This is a genomic window from Ruminococcus sp. XPD3002, from assembly GCA_900119535.1.
Classification (GTDB): Bacteria; Bacillota; Clostridia; order Oscillospirales; family Ruminococcaceae; genus Ruminococcus; species Ruminococcus flavefaciens_H.
Genome location: FPJT01000001.1, coordinates 78,236 through 101,207 on the forward strand (window position 1 = coordinate 78,236; position 22,972 = coordinate 101,207).

Here is a 22,972-nt window from a genome sequence, read left to right on the forward strand (position 1 = left end):
TCGCTGACATCTCCTAACAGGAGCGATGACCCTCTGTCAGCTTTGCTGACATCTCCCTACACTGTAGGGAGTTACCCCACACTGTGGGGAGTCACCCGGCGTTCCGTTGGCACACGTACATCCACCTGTAACCTTGATATTGTAGGGACGACCATTGGTCGTCCGCATAATTCAATACATACGGTCAAATGCAACGGACCGCCAAAGGCGGCCCCTACACGGTATCATGTTTGCATGTGGATGTACGTGTATTAAAGGACGGCCAATGGCCGTCCCTACAATGTTCTATTCATATTATTAGGGTTACCAACGGGCGCACGGAATGCGCCCCTACAATTGTTTTACCATAATTATATTGTTATCTGCGGAACGCCGAGGAGGCGTTCCCTACAAATCAAATATGAACAAATCATGAACATCCTGTCCATTCTTACAGTGTAGACAGTTGACATAAAATGCCGAACATATTATAATATATATGCAGGGGATCATCTGCGGAAAAAAACGGTCTCACTCATCAGGGGACGGAAATGAGGAAATATGAATACATCGGCTGTTATCGTATGTGCAGGAAGTTCTTCAAGAATGGGCGGAGTAAACAAGATTCTCCTTCCGCTGGGTGACAGACTGGTAATCGGCGTTACCATGCAGGCTTTCCAGAACTGCGAAAGCATAGGGGAGATAGTGATAGTTGCCCGTGAGAGCGACATACCTGTCATAAAAGCTGAGGCAGAAGCCGCAGGCATCACCAAGCTTGCTTCCTGTACCACAGGCGGAGCTACAAGACAGGAAAGCGTTATCAACGGTATACGCTGCATCTCAAAGGATGCTGAGCTCGTAGCTATCCACGACGGCGCACGTCCGCTGGTAAAGACCGAACATATAGAGCAGGTAATAAAAGATGCATCAGTGTTCGGCGGCGCTACTCTCGGAGTTCCCGTCAAGGACACTATCAAGACAGTGGACGACGGACTTATTGTTGATACTCCTCCGAGAAGCTCACTGTATATAACTCAGACTCCGCAGATATTCAGACGTTCGCTTTACTTCGAGGGCATAGACTTCGCCCTTGAACACAGACTCGATTTCACCGACGACTGCCAGCTCGTTGAAGCGATAGGCGGCAAGGTGTATATGACAAAGGGAGATTATACCAATATCAAGATAACAACTCCCGAGGATATAAGACTTGCGGAAACACTTCTCGCAATGGAGAAAGAAAAGAGGTAAATATGTTCAGAATTGGTCACGGTTACGATGTACACAAGCTTACCGAGGGCAGAAAGCTCATTCTCGGCGGTGTTGAAGTTCCTCACACTGTGGGACTTCTCGGACATTCCGATGCGGATGTTCTCGCACACGCCATAATGGACGCAATGCTCGGCGCTCTTGCACTGGGTGATATAGGGCATCTGTTCCCCGATACAGACGAGCGCTTCAAGGGTGCGGACAGTATGAAGCTCATGGCGGAAGTTGTGAGGGTTTGCGGAGAGAATGGCTATGCTATCGGAAATATAGATGCTACAGTTATCGCTCAGGCTCCCAAGCTTGCACCTTTTATACAGCAGATGAGGGAGAATATAGCAAGGGTATGCGGATGCGACGTTTCACAGATAAGCGTTAAGGCAACAACAGAGGAGCATCTCGGCTTCACAGGTGAAAAGCTGGGAATGTCCGCCCATGCAGTCGCACTCATGGTCAAGAGCAGTCAGTGAGCAGAAAGTAGAAAGCAGTTATTAGAAATCAGAAAGCAGTGTAGGGGCGCATTCCGTGCGCCCGTGATATCCCCGATAAATATGAATAGAACATTGTAGGGACGGCCATTGGCCGTCCGTTTTCATCCATATTTGCATTATACATGCGGACGACCAATGGTCGTCCCTACAGGGTATCAGGGTTGCAGGTGATTGTACGAATTCCCACATTCAAATCCGTCCCCGACATGGGACACATTAATTCCGCATTCCGAATTCCGAATTAAAACGGGCGCACGGAATGTGCCCCTACATGGTATCAGGGTTGCATGTGGTTTTACGTGTAATGACGGGCGCACGGAATGCGCCCCTACACTACTTTCTACTTTCTGATTTCTGAAAACTAAAGGGGCGATGTAGGCATCGCCCCCTTTCTGATGATCGATAATTTAAGTTCAATTTAAGCGACATTTTACTTGTTTAAACAAATCCTGACCTGACGTTTTGTCAATGAGGACGAAATTCTGTTTTTCATGAATATTTCGCTGTTTTATTCTTGAAAAGTTCATAATTCGGAGGTATAATTAAAGTGAAGTAATAGAAATATTACAGATAGAAGAAAACATGGTAAATATTACAAAGGAGGATAATTAATATGAACAGTAAACTTAAAAGAAGCGTTTCTGCAGCTGCGGCTTCAGTCCTTGCAGCAGTTTCTATGACGGCTGCTGTACCTGCTGCAACAGTCAATGCTGCCGATACTTCTTTCCCTTACACGATAGAGGGTGAAGATATGGAAGGTGCAGAGCTCTGGGAGAAGATCTACGAGAACGAACTCCCCGGTTATTCGGGAAAAGGCTTCGCTTACCTCACAGGCGGAGAGCTTTCTTTCACCGTAACTGTCCCCGAGGACGGTATGTATACAGTATCAGCAAGGGCGGCTCAGATACTGAACGAAGAAGGACGTTTCCAGACTATGGCGGTCAACGGAAGTGAATTCTCCAAGACCATACCCTATACAAAGGAGTGGAAGGACTTTGAATTCGGTGTTGTACGTCTCAACAAGGGCGAAAATACCATTTCTTTCCTTAATAAGTACGGATACATGGCTATCGATTCAGTAACCGTAAAGGTCGCTGAACCCCATGATTACTCCAAGGCTACCGATGTATGCGTTGATCCGAAGGCTACTGCCGAGACTCAGGCTCTTATGAAGTACCTCAAGAGCGTTTACGGAAAGCACGTTATCGCAGGTCAGCAGGAGATATACGGCGGCGGTCACAAAAATAACTACGAGTGGGAGAATGAGTATATCCAGGATCTTACAGGCAAGCTTCCTGCTATCCGTGCCCTCGATTTCATGAACTATAACCCACTTTACGGCTGGGACGACAATACCACAGAACGTGCTATTGCATGGGTTAAGGAGAAAAACGGAATCATTTCCGCTTCATGGCATATCAATGTGCCTATCGATTTTGAAGGCTACGAACTGGGCGACGAAGTGGACTGGCAGAAGTGTACATACAAGAACTATCAGGCTTCAAACAGCACTTTCAATACAGCAAACGTACTCAAAGAGGGTACCAAGGAGAGAGCTTATTTTGATGAGGCTATGAAGATGCTTGCTGAACAGCTTAAGCGCCTTCAGGATGAGAATGTGCCGATAATCTTCCGTCCTCTCCACGAGGCTCAGGGTAATGACGGACTCTACGGTGACGGTACCGCATGGTTCTGGTGGGGCGACAGAGGTCCCGAGGTATATAAGGGACTCTGGAAGCTGCTTTACACCACACTCACCGAGAAGTATGAGCTCCACAACATAATCTGGGAGTTCAACAGCTACGACTATGAGACTTCTCCGCTGTGGTATCCCGGAGACGAGTATGTTGATATAGTTGCATACGATAAGTACAACGTTGAATATAACCGCGGCGACGGCAAGACAAGCGGTCCTAACCTGCTTGCTATCCCTGCAAAGTTTGATTACCTCTTCAATCTCACAAACGGTAAGAAAATGGTATCAATGTCCGAAAACGACACTATCCCTGCTGTTGACAACATGATAGTTGAGGACGCTTACTGGCTTTACGTCTGCCCGTGGTATGACGGCGGCGAGGACGGCGGAACTGCTTTCCTCAGCGAGAAGTATCAGGACCTTGACGAGTTCAAGAAGTTCTATCAGAGCGACCTTGCAATAACTCTTGATGAGCTTCCCGAGGACCTCTACAAGGGCGGTTCAGCAACTCCTGCACCTGCAACTACAGCTCCTGCAACAAAGCCTGCCGAGACCAAGCCGGCTGTAACTACTGCTACGGCTGTCAGTAGCACTACTGCTCCTGCTGACGGTGATATACGTTACGGTGACGCGAACCTCGACAAAGATGTAACTCTTGCAGATGCGCTTCTGATACTCCAGTATGTTGCTAACTCGAAGAAATACCCAATAGAACCGCAGGGAATCATCAATGCCGACTGCTTCAACAGCGGCGACGGTGTAACTGCAAAGGACGCCCTTTCAATACAGCGCCTTGATGCAAAGGTGATAAGCTCACTTCCCGAAAAGGCATAAACAATACTCTTAAAGCTGTATAGAATAATTTACGTGTGTTATTGAGGAGAACCATTCTGAATATGGTTTTCCTCAATTTCTTTTTAAAGCCTTAACTTTAAATTTTAAGCCTGACATGACACTCCTGTAAAACTACTGTTTTAGTGATACTGTGAGTGAGTGCCATGTCAGGCTTAAAATTTGGGGCATAAAGTCTTTGAAAGGGGGGAAACCTTTCCTCAGAAAGGTTTCCCCCGATAATACATGTAAAGTTGTTTATCCCATTGTAACAACGAAGCAGATGCCCCTGCCCTCGTTGTTCTCGATATGCACCTTGAATTTGTGTCTGTCGATTATTGATTTTGCTATTGCAAGTCCGAGTCCGTAGCCGCCTGTTGAACGGTTTCTCGACTCGTCGCTTCTGTAGAATCGCTCGAATACCTTTTCCTTCTCGGATTCCTTTATGCCCTTGCCCGAGTTATATACATAAAGCATCTTTTTATCGCCCTGCTTTGCAAGCGTTACACGTACTATACCGCCTTCGTTGGAGTATTTCAGTGCATTGTCGATGAATATTGCAGCCATTTGCTTGATGTGCTGTTCGCTTCCGACTATGTGCAGTCCCTCGACTATATTCAGCTCGAAGGTCTTGTTGCTTTCAAAAGCCTGACACTCGAAGGGAAGGGCGGTGTTCGTTATTGCCTGACTGAGGTCAAAGTCCGCCATTATGAAATTGGAAGTATTGTTTTCGAGTCGTGTAAGGTTGAGAAGCTCGTTTACAAGAACGTTCATACGTTCGGTCTGATCCTGTATGTAGTTCAGCCACTTGTTTTCGCCTATCTCACCTGATAGAACGTCTGCATTTGCAGATATTACGGTAAGCGGAGTTTTAAGCTCGTGGCTCGCATCGGATATGAACTGCTTCTGCTTGTTGAAGGCTTCCTGTATCGGTCTTACGATGAGTCCGCTGAGGAAGTATGAAGCCGCCGAAAGAGCGATGATGCTGAGTATACCGATCATTATTGTGGTACGCATCAGCTTGTTGAGCATATCGATCTCTGCGCTCTTGTCGGTGAAGACCATAAGTGTACCGTTGCTTTTGGGTTCACTGCAGAACTGGTAGTTGTTAAGGGTACCGCTTGGCTCGTTCTTTTTGAGTATCTCGGTTATGTAGACCTGAGCGACCTCGTTTTCAAGGTCGTCGTTATTGCGCTTTGCAACGAATTTGCCGTTCTTGTCGGACATGATTATGAAGAATTCGATAGAATCAAGCGACTTCGGAACGGGTTCGCGTATTATCCTGCTGTCTGCGGGACGTGGTTTTGTAGCTTCGGGGACTGCTTCTTCGGTATCTTTCTTTTCGGAAAGAGTCACTATCGTGAAACCGTCCAGAACGGGAGCCATTTCGGTGTTGGCTGTACGCATTATAGCGCCTTGCTGGTTGCCCCAGTCATAGCCGCCGCCGTTGCCCCAGCCTGCGCCCCAGGAGTTGTCCTTTGAGCCCTGGCTGTTCATCCACCACCACCACCAGTAAGGATCCACAGGTCCCATTGGATAGGGAGGTATCTGATACTGACCGTTATCGCCGTGGTGATGTTCGCCCTGATCGCCTTCATTGCCGCCTTCGGAAGGTTCGTTGCCCGGTACTTCTCCGCCGCCTGTTTCGGGAACGGTAGGTTCAGGCTGAACAGGTTCCTGAGGTGCAGGATTCTCCGGCTGAGGAGTTTCCGGTTCGGGTGCAGGCTGATCGGGTATTTCTTCCTGAGGAGTTTCGGGTTCCTGTACAACGGGTTCTTCGGGAACTTCTTCAACAGGAGCCGCAGTTTCTTCCTGAACTGTCGGAGCTTCTGTCTGCGCGGAAGTTGAAGGTGCAGCAGTCTCGGCAGCAGTTGCCTGTGTCTCGGTATCTTCCTCTGTAGGAGGATCGGTAACAGCAGCATCCGTTTTGGTCGGAGGTTCGGGAGGTGCGGTATGGTTCTCCGGACGCTTCCTGATCTCTCCGTCGGGAGGCATATAGGTGAAATCGTTTAGGTTCTCGTCGTACTCTATCCCTGCGGCAATCTGCTTCAGAGCGACTTTGGAAGTACGCTCCATGATGTGATCCATTATCAGGTTGATAGAGCCCAGCACAGCGATAAATATAGCTATCAGGGTGCCGGTTATGATAGCAAAGAATTTAAGCTGAACTTTTCTGAACAAAGGATATCACCTCCTATTCGAGTGAATAACCTATGCCGCGGGCAGTCTTGATCTGCACGGGCGCAGATATAACAGCAAGTTTCTTTCTGAGGAATGATATGTATACCTCTATATTATTGTATTCAACGTCGCTTTCATAGCCCCATATCTTCTCGATGATCCTCTCTTTCGGGAGTATCTGCTTCGGGTTTGCTATGAGAAGTTCCATTATCTGGTATTCCTTAAGGCTGAGCTTAACATCGTTTCCGCCCCAGCTTATGGAACAGGTGTTCTTCTGGAGGGCGAGTCCGTTGAAATCCATTTTGTTTTCGTTTACTATTTCACCCTTGCGGCGTGTAAGCGCTCTTACGCGGGCAAGAAGCTCACCTGTAACAAAGGGCTTGGTAAGGTAGTCGTCGGCGCCTATATCGAGTCCCTTTATCTTGTCCTCTACCTCACTTCGTGCGGTAAGCAGCAGGACAGGTGTATGTATCTTGGCTGCGCGCATATTCCTCAGAACATCGAGTCCGTTCATTCCCGGAAGCATGATGTCGAGTATGATACAGTCATAAAGTCCCGTAAGAGCGTTATCGAGTCCTGCAATGCCGTCGTAAGCGGTATCCACGGAATACATGTTTCGTTTAAGTATTTCAGTGAGGGCGTCTGCAAGCTGCATTTCGTCCTCAACAACAAGAAGCTTCATAATATAATAACCCCTTTCTGCCATAACGAGGTATTCACCGTTCATGTCAGAAATATCCCCATTTGAATAATAATACAAAGCGGTGAAATGATACAATTACCTCATCTTACTTTCATTATATCACATATTATTGAAATAATCTTAAAGGAAATAAAAGGTATGATATTTAATTAATAAAAAAAGAAGTAAGATTTTTGTGCATTTCAACAGTTTTAAACTAAACTTTCTCGGGAATATTGACTATGTTTCAGATTTATGCTAAAATATTTTGTAAGAAGTATAATCTATTGTAAAGGGGGCGCTGGTCATGCAGTCGACACAGGAATACAGGAAAAACCGTTTTGCAAAGGTGCTTCTGCCTGCACATAATTCAGACCTTAAAAGATATGATTCGCTTTATCAGCTTTTCTGCGATAACGGCTATACAAAGGAATTATGCGATCTCTATGCAGATGCTTTTGTAAATGATCAGAAAAAACCTTCTGCCTGCGATATTGTCCAGCTTTGTCATTTATATGATCGTATACATGATCTGAAAAGTGTAACTTTCTACCTTGAAACTCTCAAGGACAAAAAGCTCAGCGGAGACGAAAGATTCGGGTATTGTATCGAATCGCTGAAGAATATGAGCAAGATAGGTCACTGGCGTGATGCTGTGGATTTCAGAACGGATAATATCAATTTCATGCAGAACCACTCTTCAAAGGTCTCTGCTCAGAGAAATGCTGATCTTTATATTGCCCTTGCACTGACCGACTGCGCTTCAAAGAAATACGATCAGGCGTTCAGACTGCTTACAGGAATGGGATATAAGCCTAAGGGCAAGAGCGATACAAAACTCATCGAGATACTGATAACAGGCGTGTATATATGGGCATGCAAAGGAGATCAGGAAGGACTTGAAGATGCTGTACAGAATGCTTACAGCGGACTTAAGATAATAAGTTTTCCTCATAAATGGAACAAGGAGTATTATGAACAATGCATCGAGGATGCAATAAATAAGATCATATGAGCTTATTCAGGGACTGTTTACGGTCCCTGAAATTTTTTAAAATGATATTTTTTTCGCAAATCGAATTGATAAATAAATTTAATCCAACTTTTCAACATTTAAAGTGTACATAATGACTATAAAATCGCAAAAAATGATTATTTAAGCAAGAAATGCCAAGATATAGGGACTTCGTCGGCATTTGCCAACTCGTAAACTTGGGATTGAATACTACTTTTTGTATATTTAATCTTCTGCAAAAACCGTACAACTCCAATCCGTATATGTCAAAACAAAATTTATGTTAATCAAATATTAATATAAATATTATGCTTTAATAAAGCAATATAGTTCGGCATCTTAGCAATATAATCAATTGATTGTGGGACAAGTTTAGATTATAATACAATTGTTGAAGGCTTTATATTCCGATTTATCGGTGTTTGGCTTTCATCACACAATTTGTATTTAATATTGTGTCCTGTGAAAACGGCAATTATAGTCTGTTGTGCTTGACGCGGTTTAAACTCCGCCGTGTCCGAATCCACCCTTCGTCGCACCAATCGTTCCAGATCTTGGACTGTTTATCAACATTAATGCCTATAATATGTTTGATCGCCTAAACTCAGTCCATTAACATGATTTAAGCGCCTTTTACCGGTCTCACTTCAGCATACAGCTATAAGACACTTCGTATAGTGTCTGCCGTAGGTACAAGCGTATAGAGGGTGCGCTTGTGCTTAACGAAATAGCGTCCTTTACCAACTATTGAGAGGGTGTTGGTGAGGGCGTTATTTTTTTGTCCATTTTTACGTATATACAGCCATTTCCCGGGAATAGTACTCTCAGGGAGTTGATGAAAATGAATATATCACCAAAGGAATACAGCGAAATGGAACGCCGTGCTGCACCTGCTTCGGGAGTTGCCGCAGATACCCTCGCCGCTTTCGTATCGGGAGGGTGCATCTGCCTTATCGGACATATCATCCGTTCGATTCTGCTTGCCGCAGGTGCAGAGTCCGATGCCGCAGGTACATGGACCTCCGTTATACTCATAGCTGCAGGAGCGCTTCTTACGGGACTCGGCTGGTATCAGCGCCTTGCAAAACATGCGGGTGCAGGTACTCTTGTGCCGATAACAGGCTTTTCAAACGCTATAAGCTCATCCGCTGTGGAAGCGCAGACGGAAGGTCTCGTTCTTGGAGTTGGCACAAAGATATTCACCATTGCAGGACCTGTCATACTGTACGGCTGTGCCGCTTCTGTGGTCTACGGACTTATCTATTATCTGCTTAAATCCATGTAAGCGGGGTGCAGGGAGCAGCTCGCTCCCTGCCGGAGTCCAGAGGCAGCGCCTCTGGTGGAGTGTGGGGCAAAGCCCCACGAACCGAAGGCGCTCTGCAATGGGTGAATCCCCAAACAGTCCGGTGGACTGTTTGGGGAGAGGGAACGCTCTGCAAGAGAGAGCGTTCCCTTCTAATATCTGTAAAACATTATTTTTAAAAAATTCATTCAGACCAAAGTTAATGCTTTTAATGTGCGATATTCAGCGCTTTGCGTTGACAAACAACAGCGTGTGGTATATAATTAATGTAGGACGAAAGTCCGAATAACAGCAAAGGATGAGAAAAACATGAAAAACAGAAAAATTGCTGCATTTGCAGCGGCTTTATGCCTTATGGGAGGAGCACTTCCTCTGCAGACATTCAACCTTCAGGACATCACAACAGCCTGTGCAGCAGATGAAAGTTCAACTGTTATCAAGGTAGAACTTGAACAGGCAGGGGACATTTCGGAAGTATCTGTAGGCAATACGACTGAAACTCCGCAGTGGTACAGCGATGACGAAAAAATAGCTACAGTCAAGTCAGTTGGCGGACTGAAAGCGCAGATAACCGCTGTAAGCAAGGGTACTACTACCGTATATGCAGTTCTCAGCAGTCAGCTCCTCAAATTTGAGGTAACTGTAAAGGCTGACGCAGATACAACCCCGAAAGAGGTACATATCGGCGATATCAAGCTTACAAACAGCAGTTCGGCAGCACAGCCGGAGCTCAACGGTGTTGACAGCTCTAAGGCAAAGTGGACTTCCTCGGATGAGAAGGTTGCAAAGGTCAGCAGTGACGGTATCATAACCGCTGTCGGAAAAGGCACCTGCACCGTGTTCGTGGAATATAACGGAACAAAGTATACGATAGGAATTACATCCACTTACGATCCACAGACCGCTGCTGAGGCGACTGCCGCAGGTGAGACTCCTATAGGCGAGATAAAGCTGACTAATTCAGAGCCTAAGCGCAAGATAGAAGCTACTCTTCCTGCCGGAGCGAAAATAACATGGAGCTCCACAGATGAAACTGTTGCAACAGTTGACAGTGACGGAACAGTTACCGCAGTAGGCAAGGGAAAATGCCGTATTTATGCAGTCATCGCAAAGCAGAGGTACTTCGCAGAAGTAGTTTCCGAGTATGATCCCGCAGAAGTTGTAAAGCCTTCGGTTATCGGAACTATAAACCTTTCGGATGAGTCTCCTTCACAGGCAATAACTCTCAAAAATGTAAATACCGACTCGGGAGTTGAGTGGAGCTGTTCCGACGAAAAGGTAGCAAAAGTCGATGATAAGGGAATCGTTACAGCAGTCGGAAGCGGCAGTGCAGTAGTGACCGCAAAGGTTGGGACTACCGAATACCTTATAAATATCAACTCCACATACACCGCAAAGAGCAGTGAACCAAAGGAAGTTACCATAACAGGCATCGGAAACACAACACAGCTCTCTTCCGCAGGACTGGGCGACAAGGTAGAATGGATATCCATGAACAAGAAAGTTGCAACAGTCGATGACAAGGGACTCGTTACAGCTGTATCAGAGGGCGAGGCTCTTATCGTAGCAAATTCGGGCAAGGTCTCCACATCTATAAAGGTCACGGTCAAGGCAAAGGAGATTGTGGGAGATGCTAACTGTGACGGCGAGGTTTCGCTTACGGATTCTCTGCTGATACTTCAGCATGTTGCCAACGCTTCAAAGCATCCGCTTTCTGAACAGGGTAAGAACAATGCCGACTGCTTCAACAGAGGTGACGGTATAACCGCCAAGGACGCTCTTGCTATCCAGATGCTGGATGCAAAGGTCATCACCGCTCTTCCTGTTACCGAGAAATAACTCAGTCATAAATTCAAGGAGAAGACTATGAAAAACATAGCTTTTGACCGTTCTTCTGCAAAGATAACAGGCAGAAATTACTCAGAAAACAACATCCTTTATCTTTTGCACTCGGGTTCGGGAGCGGAATTTGATTTCTTCGGAAAGGAACTCTTTATTTCCGTAGGCTGTGATGCGGATTCACTCAGCGGCGGCAGGGTTTGCAATTATCCGAGGATAGCTGTGCTTGTGGACGGCAGACCGATTGTCAGGAAGGTCGTTTTCAAAGAAAGGGAACGCTATAAGGTCATTTGTACAGATGAGGCGTCAAAACACAGAGTCAGCATAATAAAGCTTTCGGAAGCCGCTTTCTCAATGGCGCTCCTTTACGAAGCTGAAACGGACGATGATGCGGTAATGACTCCCACAGATGAGAATAATCTGAAGATAGAGTTCATAGGTGATTCCATAACCTGCGGATTCGGTGTGGACGATAACAACGTTGAGGGAGAATTCTCCACCGCGGCAGAAAACTTCATGAAATCCTACGCCTATCTCACCGCAAGTCAGCTTGATGCGGATTACAGTGTATTTTCCTACAGCGGATACGGACTCATCAGCGGTTATACTGCCGACGGAGTACGCAATACCGACGAGATACTTCCGCAGTATTACGAAAGTCTCGGATATTCCCACTGTTCGGCAGATGGTGTAAGGATGCAGGACATACCGTGGGATTTTTCCTGCTTCAGACCTGATATCATCGTAATAAACCTCGGTACAAACGATAACAGCTTCTGTATAAAGAACGAAGGCGCTTTTGATGAACTGGAGAAAGAATATCTTCGTTTCATCGGTACAGTCAGGAAAAATTCACCGCAGGCAAAAATAATCTGCGCTATAGGACTTATAGATGTCGAGACGTCTGAGAGCGTAAAAAAAGCCGCAGAAAGCTTCGGCGGAGAAAATGTATACACCTTCTTCTTCCGACCGCAGGACGGACTTCTCGGATACGGCGCACAATGGCATCCTTCCGAGGATACACACAGCTACGCAGCGGATGAGCTTTCGGACTTCATAAGAAGTATAGTATCTGAATGAATAATGCCGTACACGACTCGCAATGAGCTGATGTACGGCATTTTGTTATAACTTAGTTATGCTCGAAGTATTTGTTTACACGGCTTCCAAGCTTTGTGACACATTCCTCAACGGAGGACTGTCCTGTGCAGAAAAGGTCACATTCCTCAGCTACGATACGTTCGAGAGCGTCATCGTGCCACGGATCAACGGGCACTGTGCGGATGTACTCTACAAGCTGATCTACAGCCTCGGGAGTTATGGTGTATTTTTCGCTGCTTGAAGGGAAATCGCATACAGTTCTTATTGAGCCCTCAACTGTGTCGGGAGTATCATAGGCAAGCTTGTCTATTACTTTGTTAAGGACAGGTATCTTTCCGCCTGTAAGTCCGAGCTGTACCTGTGAATCCTCATTGAACAGGGTGTTCACGAACATCCACGCTGCTGATTTTTCCTTGCATGCTGCCGAGATGCCTACCATAGTCTCTACGTTTGTCTTGATACCGCATCCGTTATACGAGGGGAATCCCACGAAGGTTATATCGCTTCCGCCGAAGCGTGAAAAGTCAACAGGATACCACTGGTTCACGCCGTTTATTGTTATGCGTTCCACAAGTGCCTGATCGTTCGCCAGCTTGCTCTGCAATGTCTTGAGAAACTCATCCGACTCCTCGGGAGTCATTGAAGCCATTTCTGTAGTTCTGTCACCAATGTGATCCATGCCCTTAAGAAATACCAGTACACTGCGGAGCTGACTGAAATCACAGGTCTTTCCTGCACGGTCCACACACTCCATAGGTACGATATTCGTCATGTATCGGAATGCTTCTTCATCGTTCCACTGTTCGCACATAAGATCGCTGTGATAGGGACGATTATTATAGGCATCTATAGCCTGTTCGGGAGTCCAGTTAGTGAAATCGGAGCCGTATCTGCTCGCCTTGACTGCCGCAGTATCGATAGTGAAACCGTTGAACAGGGTGTAAACTGCGCCGTTTTCGGTAAAGCTTGCAGCTACATTTTCCATGAAGTCCGACATTTTAACGCCGTCCTCACGTTCCATTATGGGGGCAAGGTCTGTGAAGAAGTCCTTGGCCTTGAGCTCGGCAGCCTTTGCAGGCGGAGCGATGACTATATCCGCTTTGAAACCTGCTTCAAGGTCGCTGTTGAAGGCTTCAAAAGCCGAATCACCGTAAGTATCGGCAGGATCGCCGTACTGTTTGTAAGAGAGCTGGAAAAGCTCCTCCTTGCTGTTGAAATCCTGTACAAGTTCTTCGTAATTTGTGTCAGAAGTGCCTATCTGCACAACGGTAAGGAACTGTTTTTCGGCAGATGATGACGATGATCCTGATTGATCATTCTGTCCGATAACTCCTGAATTTCCGCAGGAAACGAGACTTCCGCACATAATTGCCGAAGAAAGTAAAACTGCGACTGATCTTTTCATATTTTCCTCCTGAATCAATTCTGTTATATATATTATACGATAAAAAGTGATGCTTGGTCAAGTGCTGAACAAAAAAAGAGCAAAATTTGCTATGATATACAGAACAATGCCGTAATCAGTCGCAATTTTGGTCAGACTTTTGACATTATAAAATTCGTTTCAACTGCTGTGAATATGACACTTCAATATATTTTTTTCTTTTAAATAAATATATCGTCTTGTTATGGGTAAATGGCTGTGGTATAATAAAAATGTCCGCATTTTTTGATACTATATAATGAATGGAGGCTTGTATGGAGATAACGGGCATCGAACTTAACTGCCACAGTACGGGAAATGTCAATTCAGAGAACCTGAACGAATTCCAGCTCGTTTTTTTCAGGTCTCCTATAGTTTATTCGGCTTCAGGAAGCGACAGAGTCATACGAAGCAGCTCTGCAATTATTTTTACAGGCGGACATAAACACGTTTACCGCTCTGCAAACGGCAGACCTATAAAGTATGATTCCGTCACATTCATTCCCTCGAATTCGGATAAGCAGTACATCACTTCGCTGGAAATACAGCTTGATACTCCGCTGGAGGTAAGTGACGATCATATAATGTCGAATACGCTGAAAAGCATGAAGCTTTACTCGATGAAAAAAAGTGTGCACACCAAAGACTTTATGAGCAGTGCCATGAAGATGCTGTTCATCTGTCTTTCGGGAAAGGTCGACAGCGGGAACGATCAGTCCTCAGCTGTACCGAAGTATTCACGTCTTAAAGCACTGCGGGACAGTGTATTTGATGATCCGCTGAACGACTGGTCCGTGGATTGGATTTGCAAGGAAATGCATATCAGCAAGACCTATTTCCACCGTATCTACTTCAATGCCTTCGGTGTTACCTTCCTTCAGGACGTTATAGAGAGCAGACTCGTTTATGCGGCTGAACTCCTTGTAAATACGGACCTTTCTATAAGTAAAGTCGCCGAGCGGTGCGGCTATGAAAGCGATTCGTATTTTATGAGACAATTCAAGAAGCAGAAGGGCTGCACACCCACCGAATACAGGCGGAAGATGCTTGAAGAAAAAGAAAATAATGAAAATCCGGGAAAAAAACAGTAAAAAAGCTTTACATAAAATATTGTTTGTGGTATAATACATAATGAGAAAAACTGCGTGAAAAATAAAGAAAACATGCCGCGGTTTACAAAAGGTCATCTCTTAAAACCTCTTTTGAGAAAAATCAGCTATATACAGCATCTGCTGCACCGATCTGTTTTTTCTTTGACCAAACAGGCTTTCAGAGATGCTCAAAAGAAAAGGAGCAAATAAAATGAACAAAGGAGAAAAACGCAGAAACCGCAGACGTTATAAGATACGTTATGACCGTATCATAACTGCTGTACTTCTTGCGGCTGTCATTGTTGTGCTCGTAACTTCCTGTGTAAAGGGCATTTCGGGCGATAAGAAAAAAGATGACAAGCCGAAGAACCAGACATCCGAAAGCGGCACACCGGATACTACCGATGCAAACGAACAGAACGAGCAGTCCGAGGTTCAGCCTACCGAAGCCGCAGAACCTGCTACAGAAGCTCAGATGGACAGCTTCTATACTACAGAAAAGCATTCAAAGGAAGAGGTCAATATGGGCGACCTTATCCTTATCAATGCAGAGCATGAGTACACCTTCCCCGAAGGCGACCTCAACCTCATTAACGTCAACGACGGCAGAAACAGCTGCTATGGCGTAAGCGACCTTGTAAAGCGTCTTGACACAGATGTTGTTGCACAGATAAATAATATGATGCAGGCGTTCATCGAGGAGAATAACCGCACAGATTCCTACATATATGTTGTTGACTGCTTCCGTACATATGATGAGCAGGTCGAAAGACACAACAACGGCAACTCTATCTTCGAGCCGGGACATACTGACTACCACTCGGGACGTACTTTCGACCTCATTACTATCAATGAAGAGTCCGAGTCCGCAAGATTCGAGCCTGTAGGCGATTATGTATGGTTCAAGGACAATGCCGAGCGCTTCGGCTTCATAGTTCGTTTCCCCGAGGATAAGTCCGAGTTTACAGGTGAAAAGCCAAGAGAGAATACATACCGTTATGTCGGCGTTCCACATGCGGCTTATATGAATTCCCACAACCTCTGCCTTGATGAGTATATCGAGGAGCTGAAGGCGTATACTAAGGATAAGCCTCTTGAAATTTCAGACGCAAGCGGTAATTACATCGTATACTACGTTCCCGCAGCTTCATCGGGTGATACCGATGTACCTGTTCCGCGCGCAGCAAGATACACCATATCTGGCAACAACGTGGACGGCTTCATAGTTACGGTTATTTCGGGAGCTAACAGCTCTACTCAGGCTGCTGAGTAAAACCATCATAAATATACGGGCGGACAAGTTCCGCCCTTGACTTTGTTCATACGGCTGAGTCAGCCGCCCTGTGCCGCAGGGGACCTGTGCGGCAGAATGGAGACAAATGTGAAAAAGCCTGCGCTTTTATTGAGTTTGATAATGTTTACGGCAATGCTGTCATCATGCGGAAATCCCGACAGAGGAAGCGGTCTTAACCATATGTACGATGCTCCGCTTCTCGGAAATCCGCAGAGCCTTGATCCGCAGTTTGCCGATGATCCCTCGTCGAATACCGTTATAAAGAACCTCTACAGCGGACTTATGACTACCGACAAGAGCGGCGGACTTGTCTGCTGCAATGCATCCGATTACAGCGTTTCCGAGGACGGTACCGCTTATACCTTCCACCTGAGAGAGGATAATTACTGGTTTTTCGATGAGAATGATGACGATGTAATTGACGATGAGGAGTGCATCCCTGTAACCGCTGATGACTATGTTTTCGCTTTGCAGCGTATACTCGATCCGAAGATGCATTCTCCATATGCCGAGTCCTTCTCATGTATAAAGGGAGCGAAAGTTGTTCTCAGGGGACTTGAGCCGCCTGATGCTGCCGAGGTCTATGCAGCCGATGATTCTACCCTTGTTATCGTCCTTGAAGAGCCCGATGCGGAGTTCCTTAACCTTATGGCAACTTCTGCTGCCTGCCCCTGCAACCGCGAGTTCTTCTATTCCACCAAGGGCAGATACGGACTTGATGACAGGTCTGTAATGTCCAACGGTCCGTTTTACGTAAGACAGTGGTTCTATGATCCTTACGGCAATAATAATATTCTCTATATGCGCCGCAATGAGAAGAACTGGACCGATTCCTACGATATATGTCCATCGTATCTCAGCTTTACTATCGAGAAGAGCGAGGAAGCAATACGCAAGAAGTTCAAGAATGACGAGGTTGAGTGCTTTACAACTTTGAACAGCAGTACCTATAACCGCAAAAAATACCTCGTTGAGGGAAAAGCAGCCGAGACTCTCGGACTTGTTTTCAATCCTGAGGACAGGTATTTCTCCAATGAGGCACTTAGAAAGGCATTTGCATGTTCTATAGACCGTGAAGGCATGAAAAGTCAGCTTAACAGCGACGATTGCATCACAGCTTATGGAATGATACCGCCTGCGGTAAATCTGCTTGGAAGAAGCTACAGGGAACTTTCGTCCGAAAAGCAGTTCGATATGTACGACAGCGGTAAAGCTTCGGAACTGTTTGAACAGGCAAAGGGCGAGCTTGAGACCGAAACTCTTGATAACGTGAAGATAATAGTAAGTCCCGATACTGCCGATGCGAGAGTACTTCACTATCTCACCCAGAGCTGGCAGGAGCTTTTCGGCTGTTATGTAGCTATAGAAGATGTTACGGAAGAGGAGTTCGAGGAGCGTATCGCAGAGGGCGACTATAACATTGCTGTATATCCACTCAAAGCGAATATGAACAGCGGTCTTTCTGTCATCAAGGCTTACGAGGATACACCTTGTCTACAGTATACTCTTCCCGAGGAAAAGATATCTGACTCGATAAAGAATATACCTACAGCTTCGGAGCTTGTTGAAAGCTATACCGCAGCTGAAAAGAAACTCATAGATACCTGCGGATTCGTGCCGCTGTTCTATAAGAACTCCTACCTTATAGCTGACAGGGATAACGAGGATATAATATATGATCCTTTCAGCGGTGCTGTTGACTATCGTCTCGCACTTAATTTTGACTGATAATGTCTCCATTTCATTCAGGGCGTTTCGTTCAGAAATGCCCTTTTTTATATTATACATGTATTTATCTGTGAACACACAAATCAGTTCTATTGATTAAAAATATTGATCTGTAGGGAACGGCGCCCTCGCCGTTCCTTCCTGTTTTTTCGTCAAAATGTGGAACGCCGAGGGCGGCGTTCCCTACAAAAAGTTCTCGTTTCGCGACATAAAATATTGAAACTTGATTTGTATGATCGGTGAAAGCATTTCTGATGTCGGTATAATAAAAAGCACAGTCCGTAATGAACTGTGCTTTTGATGCTTTTTAGTCCCTGATACCGGGATCGGTGTATATCAGTGCGATAACGGATATGTTATCGTTGCATTTCCTTTCAAGTGCAAGGTCTACCATCATTTCAAGACGGCTGAACAGACTTTTCGGCAGTTCAAGTATCTCCTGCATATCCATAGATGAAACGTAGTCCGAAAGACCGTCGGTGCACATTATAAGTACATCTCCGTACTCCATACCGCCTTCAAGCGGTGCGGCATCGACTGTGGGATCTGAACCTGCATTGCCGAGAACAGGGAAGATGATGTTGCGTCGGGAGTGAGTTTTTTTCTCCTCACGGGTGATGCTTCCCTCTTCGTAGAGAAGCTGTACAAGGGACTGGTCCCTTGAAAGCTGACGGACCTGTCCGTCACGGAAACGGTAAAGCCGTGAATCTCCGACGTTGTATGTTACTATGTTGTGGCTGCTGTCAACTGCGATACCGCAGAGGGTAGCCTGCATATTCCTTGCATCGGCGTGGGAGCGGCTGTATTCTGCAAGATCGTGATGTATATTCATTATGCCTTCTTTAAGTCCTTCGGTGTCGTATGTTCCGAGACTCCGAAGACTGTTGAGACACAGCATGGAAGCGAGTTCGCCTGATAATTCACCTGAAACTCCGTCCGAAACTGCAGCGATGAAGGGGACATCAAGGTGCATTTCCGCAACGCCCGAGTTCATCACTCTTTCTCCGATGATAATTGCGTCCTCGTTATGGGGCATAACGCCCTTTTCGGTTATTCCGCAGCAATAATACATACTTTGTGACCTCTATAAACTAAACTATACCGTAGAAACGCTTTGCATTCCCGCAGGTTATATCGACGAGCTCCTGCACGGGCAGACCTTTTATCTCTGCTGCTTTTTCGGCGGTATACGCTATCATTGAACTGTCGCAGCGTTTGCCTCTGAATGGAACAGGCGCCATATACGGGCAGTCTGTTTCAAGGAGGAGCCTGTCCATCGGTACTTCTTCCAGCGCTCTGAGCGCTTTTTTTGCATTCTTGAAGGTAAGAACTCCCGTGAATCCGATGTACATACCGAGCTTTATAACTTCCTTTGCAGTCTCGGCTGAGCCGCTGAAGCAGTGTACAACACCTCTTGGGCGGTACTTTTTAAGGATGTTCATTGTGTCCTCTGTGGCATCACGGGTGTGGATGATGACGGGCATATCTATCTCACTGGCAAATTCAAGCTGTTCCTCAAACAGACGTATCTGTTTTTCCTTGTTGTAGCCTTCGTAGTGGTAATCAAGTCCTATCTCGCCGACTGCTCTGACTTTCGGATTGGAACGGATAGTATCCCTGAGGGTGCCCATATAGTTATCGGGATTGGTGTCTGCAAACTCGGGGTGTATACCTGCGGCGCAGTAGATGTAGTCATATTTTTCCGCAAGCCGTGAATTCTCAACGGTGTCCCTTATGGATGAAGCGGCGAGAACGACGTATCTGACTCCCTTATCGGGAAGTGAAGCAAGCATTTCATCCCTGTCCTCATCAAAGGCACGGTCTGCATAATGTGCGTGAGTATCGAAAATATTACGGATCATATCGCTCATTCTGTAGGATCTTTGAAATACTCGTCAACTAAGTTGTTTATAGCAGATGTGCTTGGGATGAAATCGGCATCTGCATCTGCACCGTCAAGAGCGATGCATGAAGCGATAGAGCTTCCTCTTTCGAGCATATTCTTTATAGCTACCTTGCGCTTTTTGTAGTCAACACCTGTGATATCTGTCTTTATTCCGCTCATATTGATAACTGTATTGAAGCTTGCATCGAGACTGTCGGCAACACGTCCGCCGTCAGCAACAGCCTGATTCATCATTTCTGAAACGATAGAGCTTGCCTCGAATGCTCGCTGTACCTCTCCGCCTCTGTACATTGAATAGGTAACGAGAGTCTTTATCTGCTCTGCGTTGAGGAACTGCTCATCGCTGTCGCTCTTGAATCCTGCTATGTCCTCGCTTACGGGGTAGGTAACACCGCCGAGTATCTCGCAGGTCTTGATGAATGCTTCGGGATCGAATTTAAGGTATCTGTCGATCTTTATGTTGAAAAGTGCCTGAGTGAAATCAACGGCTGCGGAAGGACCTCCTCGTTCGTATGAACCCTTTATGCTCTGCTGAGCGTCATCGATAAGTGCGATCGTGTTGGAAGGGATGCCGATGAAGGTGAGTTTCTTGTCCTTCGGAACAGAACGCATCAGCACAAATGTTGACGAGCATTTTGTATCGGGATCGTCGAGGATGAAGAGGATAGTGTGGCTGTCCTCGTAGGTTGAAAGCGTTACCTGGCGTGGTATAGGCTTTTTCAGGGTGTCGTCACCGCCGAGACCGAAGTACTTGTATATGCCGAATGCGGCACCTCCGACGATGATAAGTCCGATGAAAATAGTAACGAGGAATGGTACAGCGATGCTTCCGCTTTTCTTTTTAGCCATGATAATATCTCCTTTCGCACATGCGTTGTAACTTTTATGTAAACTATTCGTATAAATCATGTAATATTTAATATTCAGTTATACATGAATAAAAAATATTTTCCATATTACGACGTCAAATTCTTTCTGCGTAATATCTGTTATCAACAGACTTTTCCACATTTTCAACATATGTTGAATGTTGGATAATGTTTAAACACAGGATTCAACAGTCTGTTGAATTATCAGAAGATGTCATCTTTGCAGAAGGTTTTGTTTAAAACCACTTGCAAAATCCTGTGATTGTGATATAATAGTTTATAGCGCTTTCACTCTTTATCGAAAACATTTTCAAGAAAGGCTATTTCACGCGATATACTGCGTAAATCGGTTCCTGCTCTGTCAATGAGCGAGAAGATGTCTTCAAGTCCGAAGCTGCATATTTTCCGCCCTGTGCGGTATGCGTAGCTCAGTGTCTGCGAAGTTCCCGAGAAGGATGAACCGCTGTTGAAAAACGCTATAACTGCCGAAGATCTGTCCACCATGTAGTAGTTCCTGTTGCGGTAAAGCTGTCCCGAACCCTTCTTGTCTGCTTTGTTGTAGACGATATCAGGATCAGGATCGACTGTAACAAGAAAGTCGGCTTCCCGTTCGATATCTGCAAGCGCCTTGCGTTCGGATGACGGAAACAGGTCGGCATGTCTCAGGTAAGGCATCGCGCCGATGAGCTTTATACTGCTGTTCAGTTTCTTTTTCTGCAATATATATTCCGCAGCCCACAGATCGGTACCCGTGGCAAGTCCGCTTATGAACGTATCGTATCCGCGCTCGGCTGCCATATCGATATAGCGTGCAAGCATTAGCTTGACGGACTGAACGGTAATGTTCCTGAAAACAGGATCACCGTGGTAAGGCGTTATACTCTTTTCTCTGTGCCCCGATATACATATCGTGCGCTTAGGATCTGTCGATACCTGGTCGGCACTGTATACAGGCATGGATGAAACCAATGAAGAAAGCATAATTCACCTCCGCATTTGTGGATCGCTTTAATTATAACATAGAACAGCCTTCATTTCAAGGCAAATTTTAACCTGTAATTAAATTTTAACATATATCTGAACTGAGCCTGCGGGCTCTGAGAAAAAGAAAGGATATGATGACACGATGAAGCCATACCTTAAAAGAGCGTGGGCAGAGATCTCACTCGGAAGGCTTAAAAAGAACGCTGAGTACATAAAGAAATGTAACTCCTCGGAAGTAATGGCGGTAGTAAAGGCTGATGCCTACGGTCACGGCGACGAGCATATAGTCCGCTGTCTTGCAGAGGAATGCGGTATAAAGTACTTTGCTGTCTCTAACCTCGACGAGGCTATTGCTGTGCGTAATTTCGCCCCTTCGGCAGAGATACTGATACTGGGATATACTCCGCCTGAGTATGCTCACGAAATAACAGTATATAACATCATCCAGGGCGTTGTGTCGATGGAGTATGCAAAGGCACTTACGGAAAATACTTCCGAACCTATACGCTGTCACGTTGCCATAGACACGGGTATGGGAAGAATCGGCCTTAAGCACGATACTCCAGAGGAGTGCGCTGATGAGCTTCAGGAGATGCTGAAGCTGGAAAAGCTGAACGTGGAAGGCATATTCACTCACTTTGCCGTTGCGGACAGTGATGCTCCCGATAATGTGGAGTATACCAATAAACAGCAGGAATTCATCACAAAGACCTATGATGTCCTTGCAAGCCGCGGAGTAAAGCTTCAGCATGTTCACTTCATGAACAGCGCCGCTATCTGTTATCACAATTCTGAGAGAAGCACTCTTGCCCGTGCAGGTATCATCCTCTACGGTCTGCATCCTGATGTGAGCCTTGATATACCGGCTGAACTCGCTCCCGTAATGGAGCTTAAAGCGGTCATATCACACGTAAAGACAGTTGAAAAAGGCGACTCGATAAGCTATGGACGTACTTTCACCGCAGACCACACAATGCGTATCGCTACCGTTACTATCGGTTATGCGGACGGCTATTCCCGCCAGCTTTCCTCAAAGGGCGAGATACTCGTACACGGAAAGCGCTGCAAGATAACGGGACGTGTCTGCATGGATCAGCTGATGATAGACGTCAGCGATGTTCCCGAGACAAGGGCAGGGGATATAGTCACCCTTATAGGCAGGGACGGCGATGACTGCATAACTGCCGATGACCTTGCACAGATATACGGTACTATCGGATACGAGGTAGTCTGCGGCATATCCAAGCGTGTACCGCGTATCTATATTGATTGAGCAGAAATCAGTAGGGGACG

At 45.9% G+C, this 22,972-nt stretch carries 18 protein-coding genes; 11 read left to right on the plus strand and 7 right to left on the minus strand.

Annotation, left to right across the window (positions count from 1 at the left end; genetic code table 11):
- The first annotated feature begins 540 nt into the window (after window positions 1–540).
- The 3 genes from ispD (at window position 541) to BT127_RS00315 (ending at window position 4,266) form a co-directional block, all read left to right on the plus strand.
- Complete coding sequence (gene ispD, locus BT127_RS00305; protein ID WP_075423031.1) at window positions 541–1,230, plus strand: 2-C-methyl-D-erythritol 4-phosphate cytidylyltransferase; 690 nt, start codon at window positions 541–543, stop codon at window positions 1,228–1,230.
- Window positions 1,231–1,232: 2 nt separating this feature from the next.
- Window positions 1,233–1,715, plus strand: a complete 483-nt coding sequence (gene ispF / locus BT127_RS00310; RefSeq protein ID WP_075423032.1) for a 2-C-methyl-D-erythritol 2,4-cyclodiphosphate synthase — start codon at window positions 1,233–1,235, stop codon at window positions 1,713–1,715.
- Between the two features lie 634 nt (window positions 1,716–2,349).
- Window positions 2,350–4,266, plus strand: coding sequence for a glycosyl hydrolase (locus BT127_RS00315; RefSeq protein WP_075423033.1), 1,917 nt, complete (start codon window positions 2,350–2,352; stop codon window positions 4,264–4,266).
- A 255-nt stretch (window positions 4,267–4,521) separates the two neighbouring features.
- Here BT127_RS00315 and BT127_RS00320 read toward each other — a convergent pair whose 3' ends face one another.
- Window positions 4,522–6,444 (minus strand): sensor histidine kinase, encoded by a 1,923-nt coding sequence (locus BT127_RS00320; protein WP_075423034.1) that lies wholly within the window; start codon window positions 6,442–6,444, stop codon window positions 4,522–4,524.
- A gap of 13 nt (window positions 6,445–6,457) precedes the next feature.
- Complete coding sequence (locus BT127_RS00325; protein ID WP_075423250.1) at window positions 6,458–7,126, minus strand: response regulator transcription factor; 669 nt, start codon at window positions 7,124–7,126, stop codon at window positions 6,458–6,460.
- A 307-nt stretch (window positions 7,127–7,433) separates the two neighbouring features.
- Between BT127_RS00325 and BT127_RS00330 the strand changes: the two genes are divergently transcribed.
- The 4 genes from BT127_RS00330 to BT127_RS00345 all read left to right on the plus strand — a co-directional run bounded on the left by BT127_RS00330 (window position 7,434) and on the right by BT127_RS00345 (window position 12,363).
- On the plus strand, window positions 7,434–8,141 hold the full coding sequence (locus BT127_RS00330; protein WP_075423035.1) for a hypothetical protein: 708 nt from the start codon (window positions 7,434–7,436) through the stop codon (window positions 8,139–8,141).
- Between the two features lie 841 nt (window positions 8,142–8,982).
- Window positions 8,983–9,426 carry a SpoVA/SpoVAEb family sporulation membrane protein gene (locus tag BT127_RS00335; protein WP_075423036.1) on the plus strand — a complete coding sequence of 148 codons (444 nt, stop codon included), beginning with the start codon at window positions 8,983–8,985 and terminating at the stop codon, window positions 9,424–9,426.
- A 327-nt stretch (window positions 9,427–9,753) separates the two neighbouring features.
- Window positions 9,754–11,283, plus strand: coding sequence for an Ig-like domain-containing protein (locus BT127_RS00340; RefSeq protein WP_075423037.1), 1,530 nt, complete (start codon window positions 9,754–9,756; stop codon window positions 11,281–11,283).
- Window positions 11,284–11,310: 27 nt separating this feature from the next.
- Window positions 11,311–12,363 carry an SGNH/GDSL hydrolase family protein gene (locus tag BT127_RS00345; protein ID WP_075423038.1) on the plus strand — a complete coding sequence of 351 codons (1,053 nt, stop codon included), beginning with the start codon at window positions 11,311–11,313 and terminating at the stop codon, window positions 12,361–12,363.
- Between the two features lie 52 nt (window positions 12,364–12,415).
- On the opposite strand, the gene BT127_RS00350 is transcribed toward BT127_RS00345, so the two are convergent.
- Entirely contained in the window at window positions 12,416–13,789 is a 1,374-nt protein-coding gene (locus tag BT127_RS00350; protein WP_075423039.1) for an ABC transporter substrate-binding protein, read from the minus strand.
- A gap of 293 nt (window positions 13,790–14,082) precedes the next feature.
- On the opposite strand from BT127_RS00350, the gene BT127_RS00355 reads away from it, so the two are divergent.
- The 3 genes from BT127_RS00355 to BT127_RS00365 all read left to right on the plus strand — a co-directional run bounded on the left by BT127_RS00355 (window position 14,083) and on the right by BT127_RS00365 (window position 17,920).
- On the plus strand, window positions 14,083–14,898 hold the full coding sequence (locus BT127_RS00355) for a helix-turn-helix domain-containing protein (protein WP_075423040.1): 816 nt from the start codon (window positions 14,083–14,085) through the stop codon (window positions 14,896–14,898).
- Window positions 14,899–15,109: 211 nt separating this feature from the next.
- Entirely contained in the window at window positions 15,110–16,171 is a 1,062-nt protein-coding gene (locus BT127_RS00360) for a M15 family metallopeptidase (protein WP_075423041.1), read from the plus strand.
- A 141-nt stretch (window positions 16,172–16,312) separates the two neighbouring features.
- Window positions 16,313–17,920 (plus strand): ABC transporter substrate-binding protein, encoded by a 1,608-nt coding sequence (locus BT127_RS00365; protein ID WP_075423042.1) that lies wholly within the window; start codon window positions 16,313–16,315, stop codon window positions 17,918–17,920.
- A 307-nt stretch (window positions 17,921–18,227) separates the two neighbouring features.
- On the opposite strand, the gene BT127_RS00370 is transcribed toward BT127_RS00365, so the two are convergent.
- From BT127_RS00370 to BT127_RS00385, 4 genes are all read right to left on the minus strand, one after another.
- Window positions 18,228–18,992, minus strand: coding sequence for a PP2C family protein-serine/threonine phosphatase (locus BT127_RS00370; protein WP_075423043.1), 765 nt, complete (start codon window positions 18,990–18,992; stop codon window positions 18,228–18,230).
- A 19-nt stretch (window positions 18,993–19,011) separates the two neighbouring features.
- Window positions 19,012–19,782: a TatD family hydrolase gene (locus tag BT127_RS00375; protein WP_075423251.1), complete on the minus strand. Its 771-nt coding sequence runs from the start codon at window positions 19,780–19,782 to the stop codon at window positions 19,012–19,014.
- A gap of 5 nt (window positions 19,783–19,787) precedes the next feature.
- Window positions 19,788–20,675, minus strand: coding sequence for an LCP family glycopolymer transferase (locus BT127_RS00380; protein WP_075423044.1), 888 nt, complete (start codon window positions 20,673–20,675; stop codon window positions 19,788–19,790).
- A gap of 308 nt (window positions 20,676–20,983) precedes the next feature.
- Window positions 20,984–21,676, minus strand: a complete 693-nt coding sequence (locus BT127_RS00385) for an SLOG family protein (protein WP_075423045.1) — start codon at window positions 21,674–21,676, stop codon at window positions 20,984–20,986.
- A gap of 145 nt (window positions 21,677–21,821) precedes the next feature.
- Between BT127_RS00385 and alr the strand changes: the two genes are divergently transcribed.
- Window positions 21,822–22,952 (plus strand): alanine racemase, encoded by a 1,131-nt coding sequence (gene alr / locus BT127_RS00390; protein WP_075423046.1) that lies wholly within the window; start codon window positions 21,822–21,824, stop codon window positions 22,950–22,952.
- The last annotated feature ends 20 nt before the right edge of the window (window positions 22,953–22,972 follow it).

What these genes read in the sequence shown, in the direction of transcription:
- ispD (WP_075423031.1), top strand. Translation starts at nt 541, where the DNA reads ATGAATACATCGGCTGTTATCGTATGTGCAGGAAGTTCTTCAAGAATG.
- ispF (WP_075423032.1), top strand. Translation starts at nt 1,233, where the DNA reads ATGTTCAGAATTGGTCACGGTTACGATGTACACAAGCTTACCGAGGGC.
- BT127_RS00315 (WP_075423033.1), top strand. Translation starts at nt 2,350, where the DNA reads ATGAACAGTAAACTTAAAAGAAGCGTTTCTGCAGCTGCGGCTTCAGTC.
- BT127_RS00325 (WP_075423250.1), bottom strand. Translation starts at nt 7,126, where the DNA reads ATGAAGCTTCTTGTTGTTGAGGACGAAATGCAGCTTGCAGACGCCCTC.
- BT127_RS00330 (WP_075423035.1), top strand. Translation starts at nt 7,434, where the DNA reads ATGCAGTCGACACAGGAATACAGGAAAAACCGTTTTGCAAAGGTGCTT.
- BT127_RS00335 (WP_075423036.1), top strand. Translation starts at nt 8,983, where the DNA reads ATGAATATATCACCAAAGGAATACAGCGAAATGGAACGCCGTGCTGCA.
- BT127_RS00340 (WP_075423037.1), top strand. Translation starts at nt 9,754, where the DNA reads ATGAAAAACAGAAAAATTGCTGCATTTGCAGCGGCTTTATGCCTTATG.
- BT127_RS00345 (WP_075423038.1), top strand. Translation starts at nt 11,311, where the DNA reads ATGAAAAACATAGCTTTTGACCGTTCTTCTGCAAAGATAACAGGCAGA.
- BT127_RS00350 (WP_075423039.1), bottom strand. Translation starts at nt 13,789, where the DNA reads ATGAAAAGATCAGTCGCAGTTTTACTTTCTTCGGCAATTATGTGCGGA.
- BT127_RS00355 (WP_075423040.1), top strand. Translation starts at nt 14,083, where the DNA reads ATGGAGATAACGGGCATCGAACTTAACTGCCACAGTACGGGAAATGTC.
- BT127_RS00360 (WP_075423041.1), top strand. Translation starts at nt 15,110, where the DNA reads ATGAACAAAGGAGAAAAACGCAGAAACCGCAGACGTTATAAGATACGT.
- BT127_RS00365 (WP_075423042.1), top strand. Translation starts at nt 16,313, where the DNA reads ATGTTTACGGCAATGCTGTCATCATGCGGAAATCCCGACAGAGGAAGC.
- BT127_RS00370 (WP_075423043.1), bottom strand. Translation starts at nt 18,992, where the DNA reads ATGTATTATTGCTGCGGAATAACCGAAAAGGGCGTTATGCCCCATAAC.
- BT127_RS00375 (WP_075423251.1), bottom strand. Translation starts at nt 19,782, where the DNA reads ATGATCCGTAATATTTTCGATACTCACGCACATTATGCAGACCGTGCC.
- BT127_RS00380 (WP_075423044.1), bottom strand. Translation starts at nt 20,675, where the DNA reads ATGGCTAAAAAGAAAAGCGGAAGCATCGCTGTACCATTCCTCGTTACT.
- BT127_RS00385 (WP_075423045.1), bottom strand. Translation starts at nt 21,676, where the DNA reads ATGCTTTCTTCATTGGTTTCATCCATGCCTGTATACAGTGCCGACCAG.
- alr (WP_075423046.1), top strand. Translation starts at nt 21,822, where the DNA reads ATGAAGCCATACCTTAAAAGAGCGTGGGCAGAGATCTCACTCGGAAGG.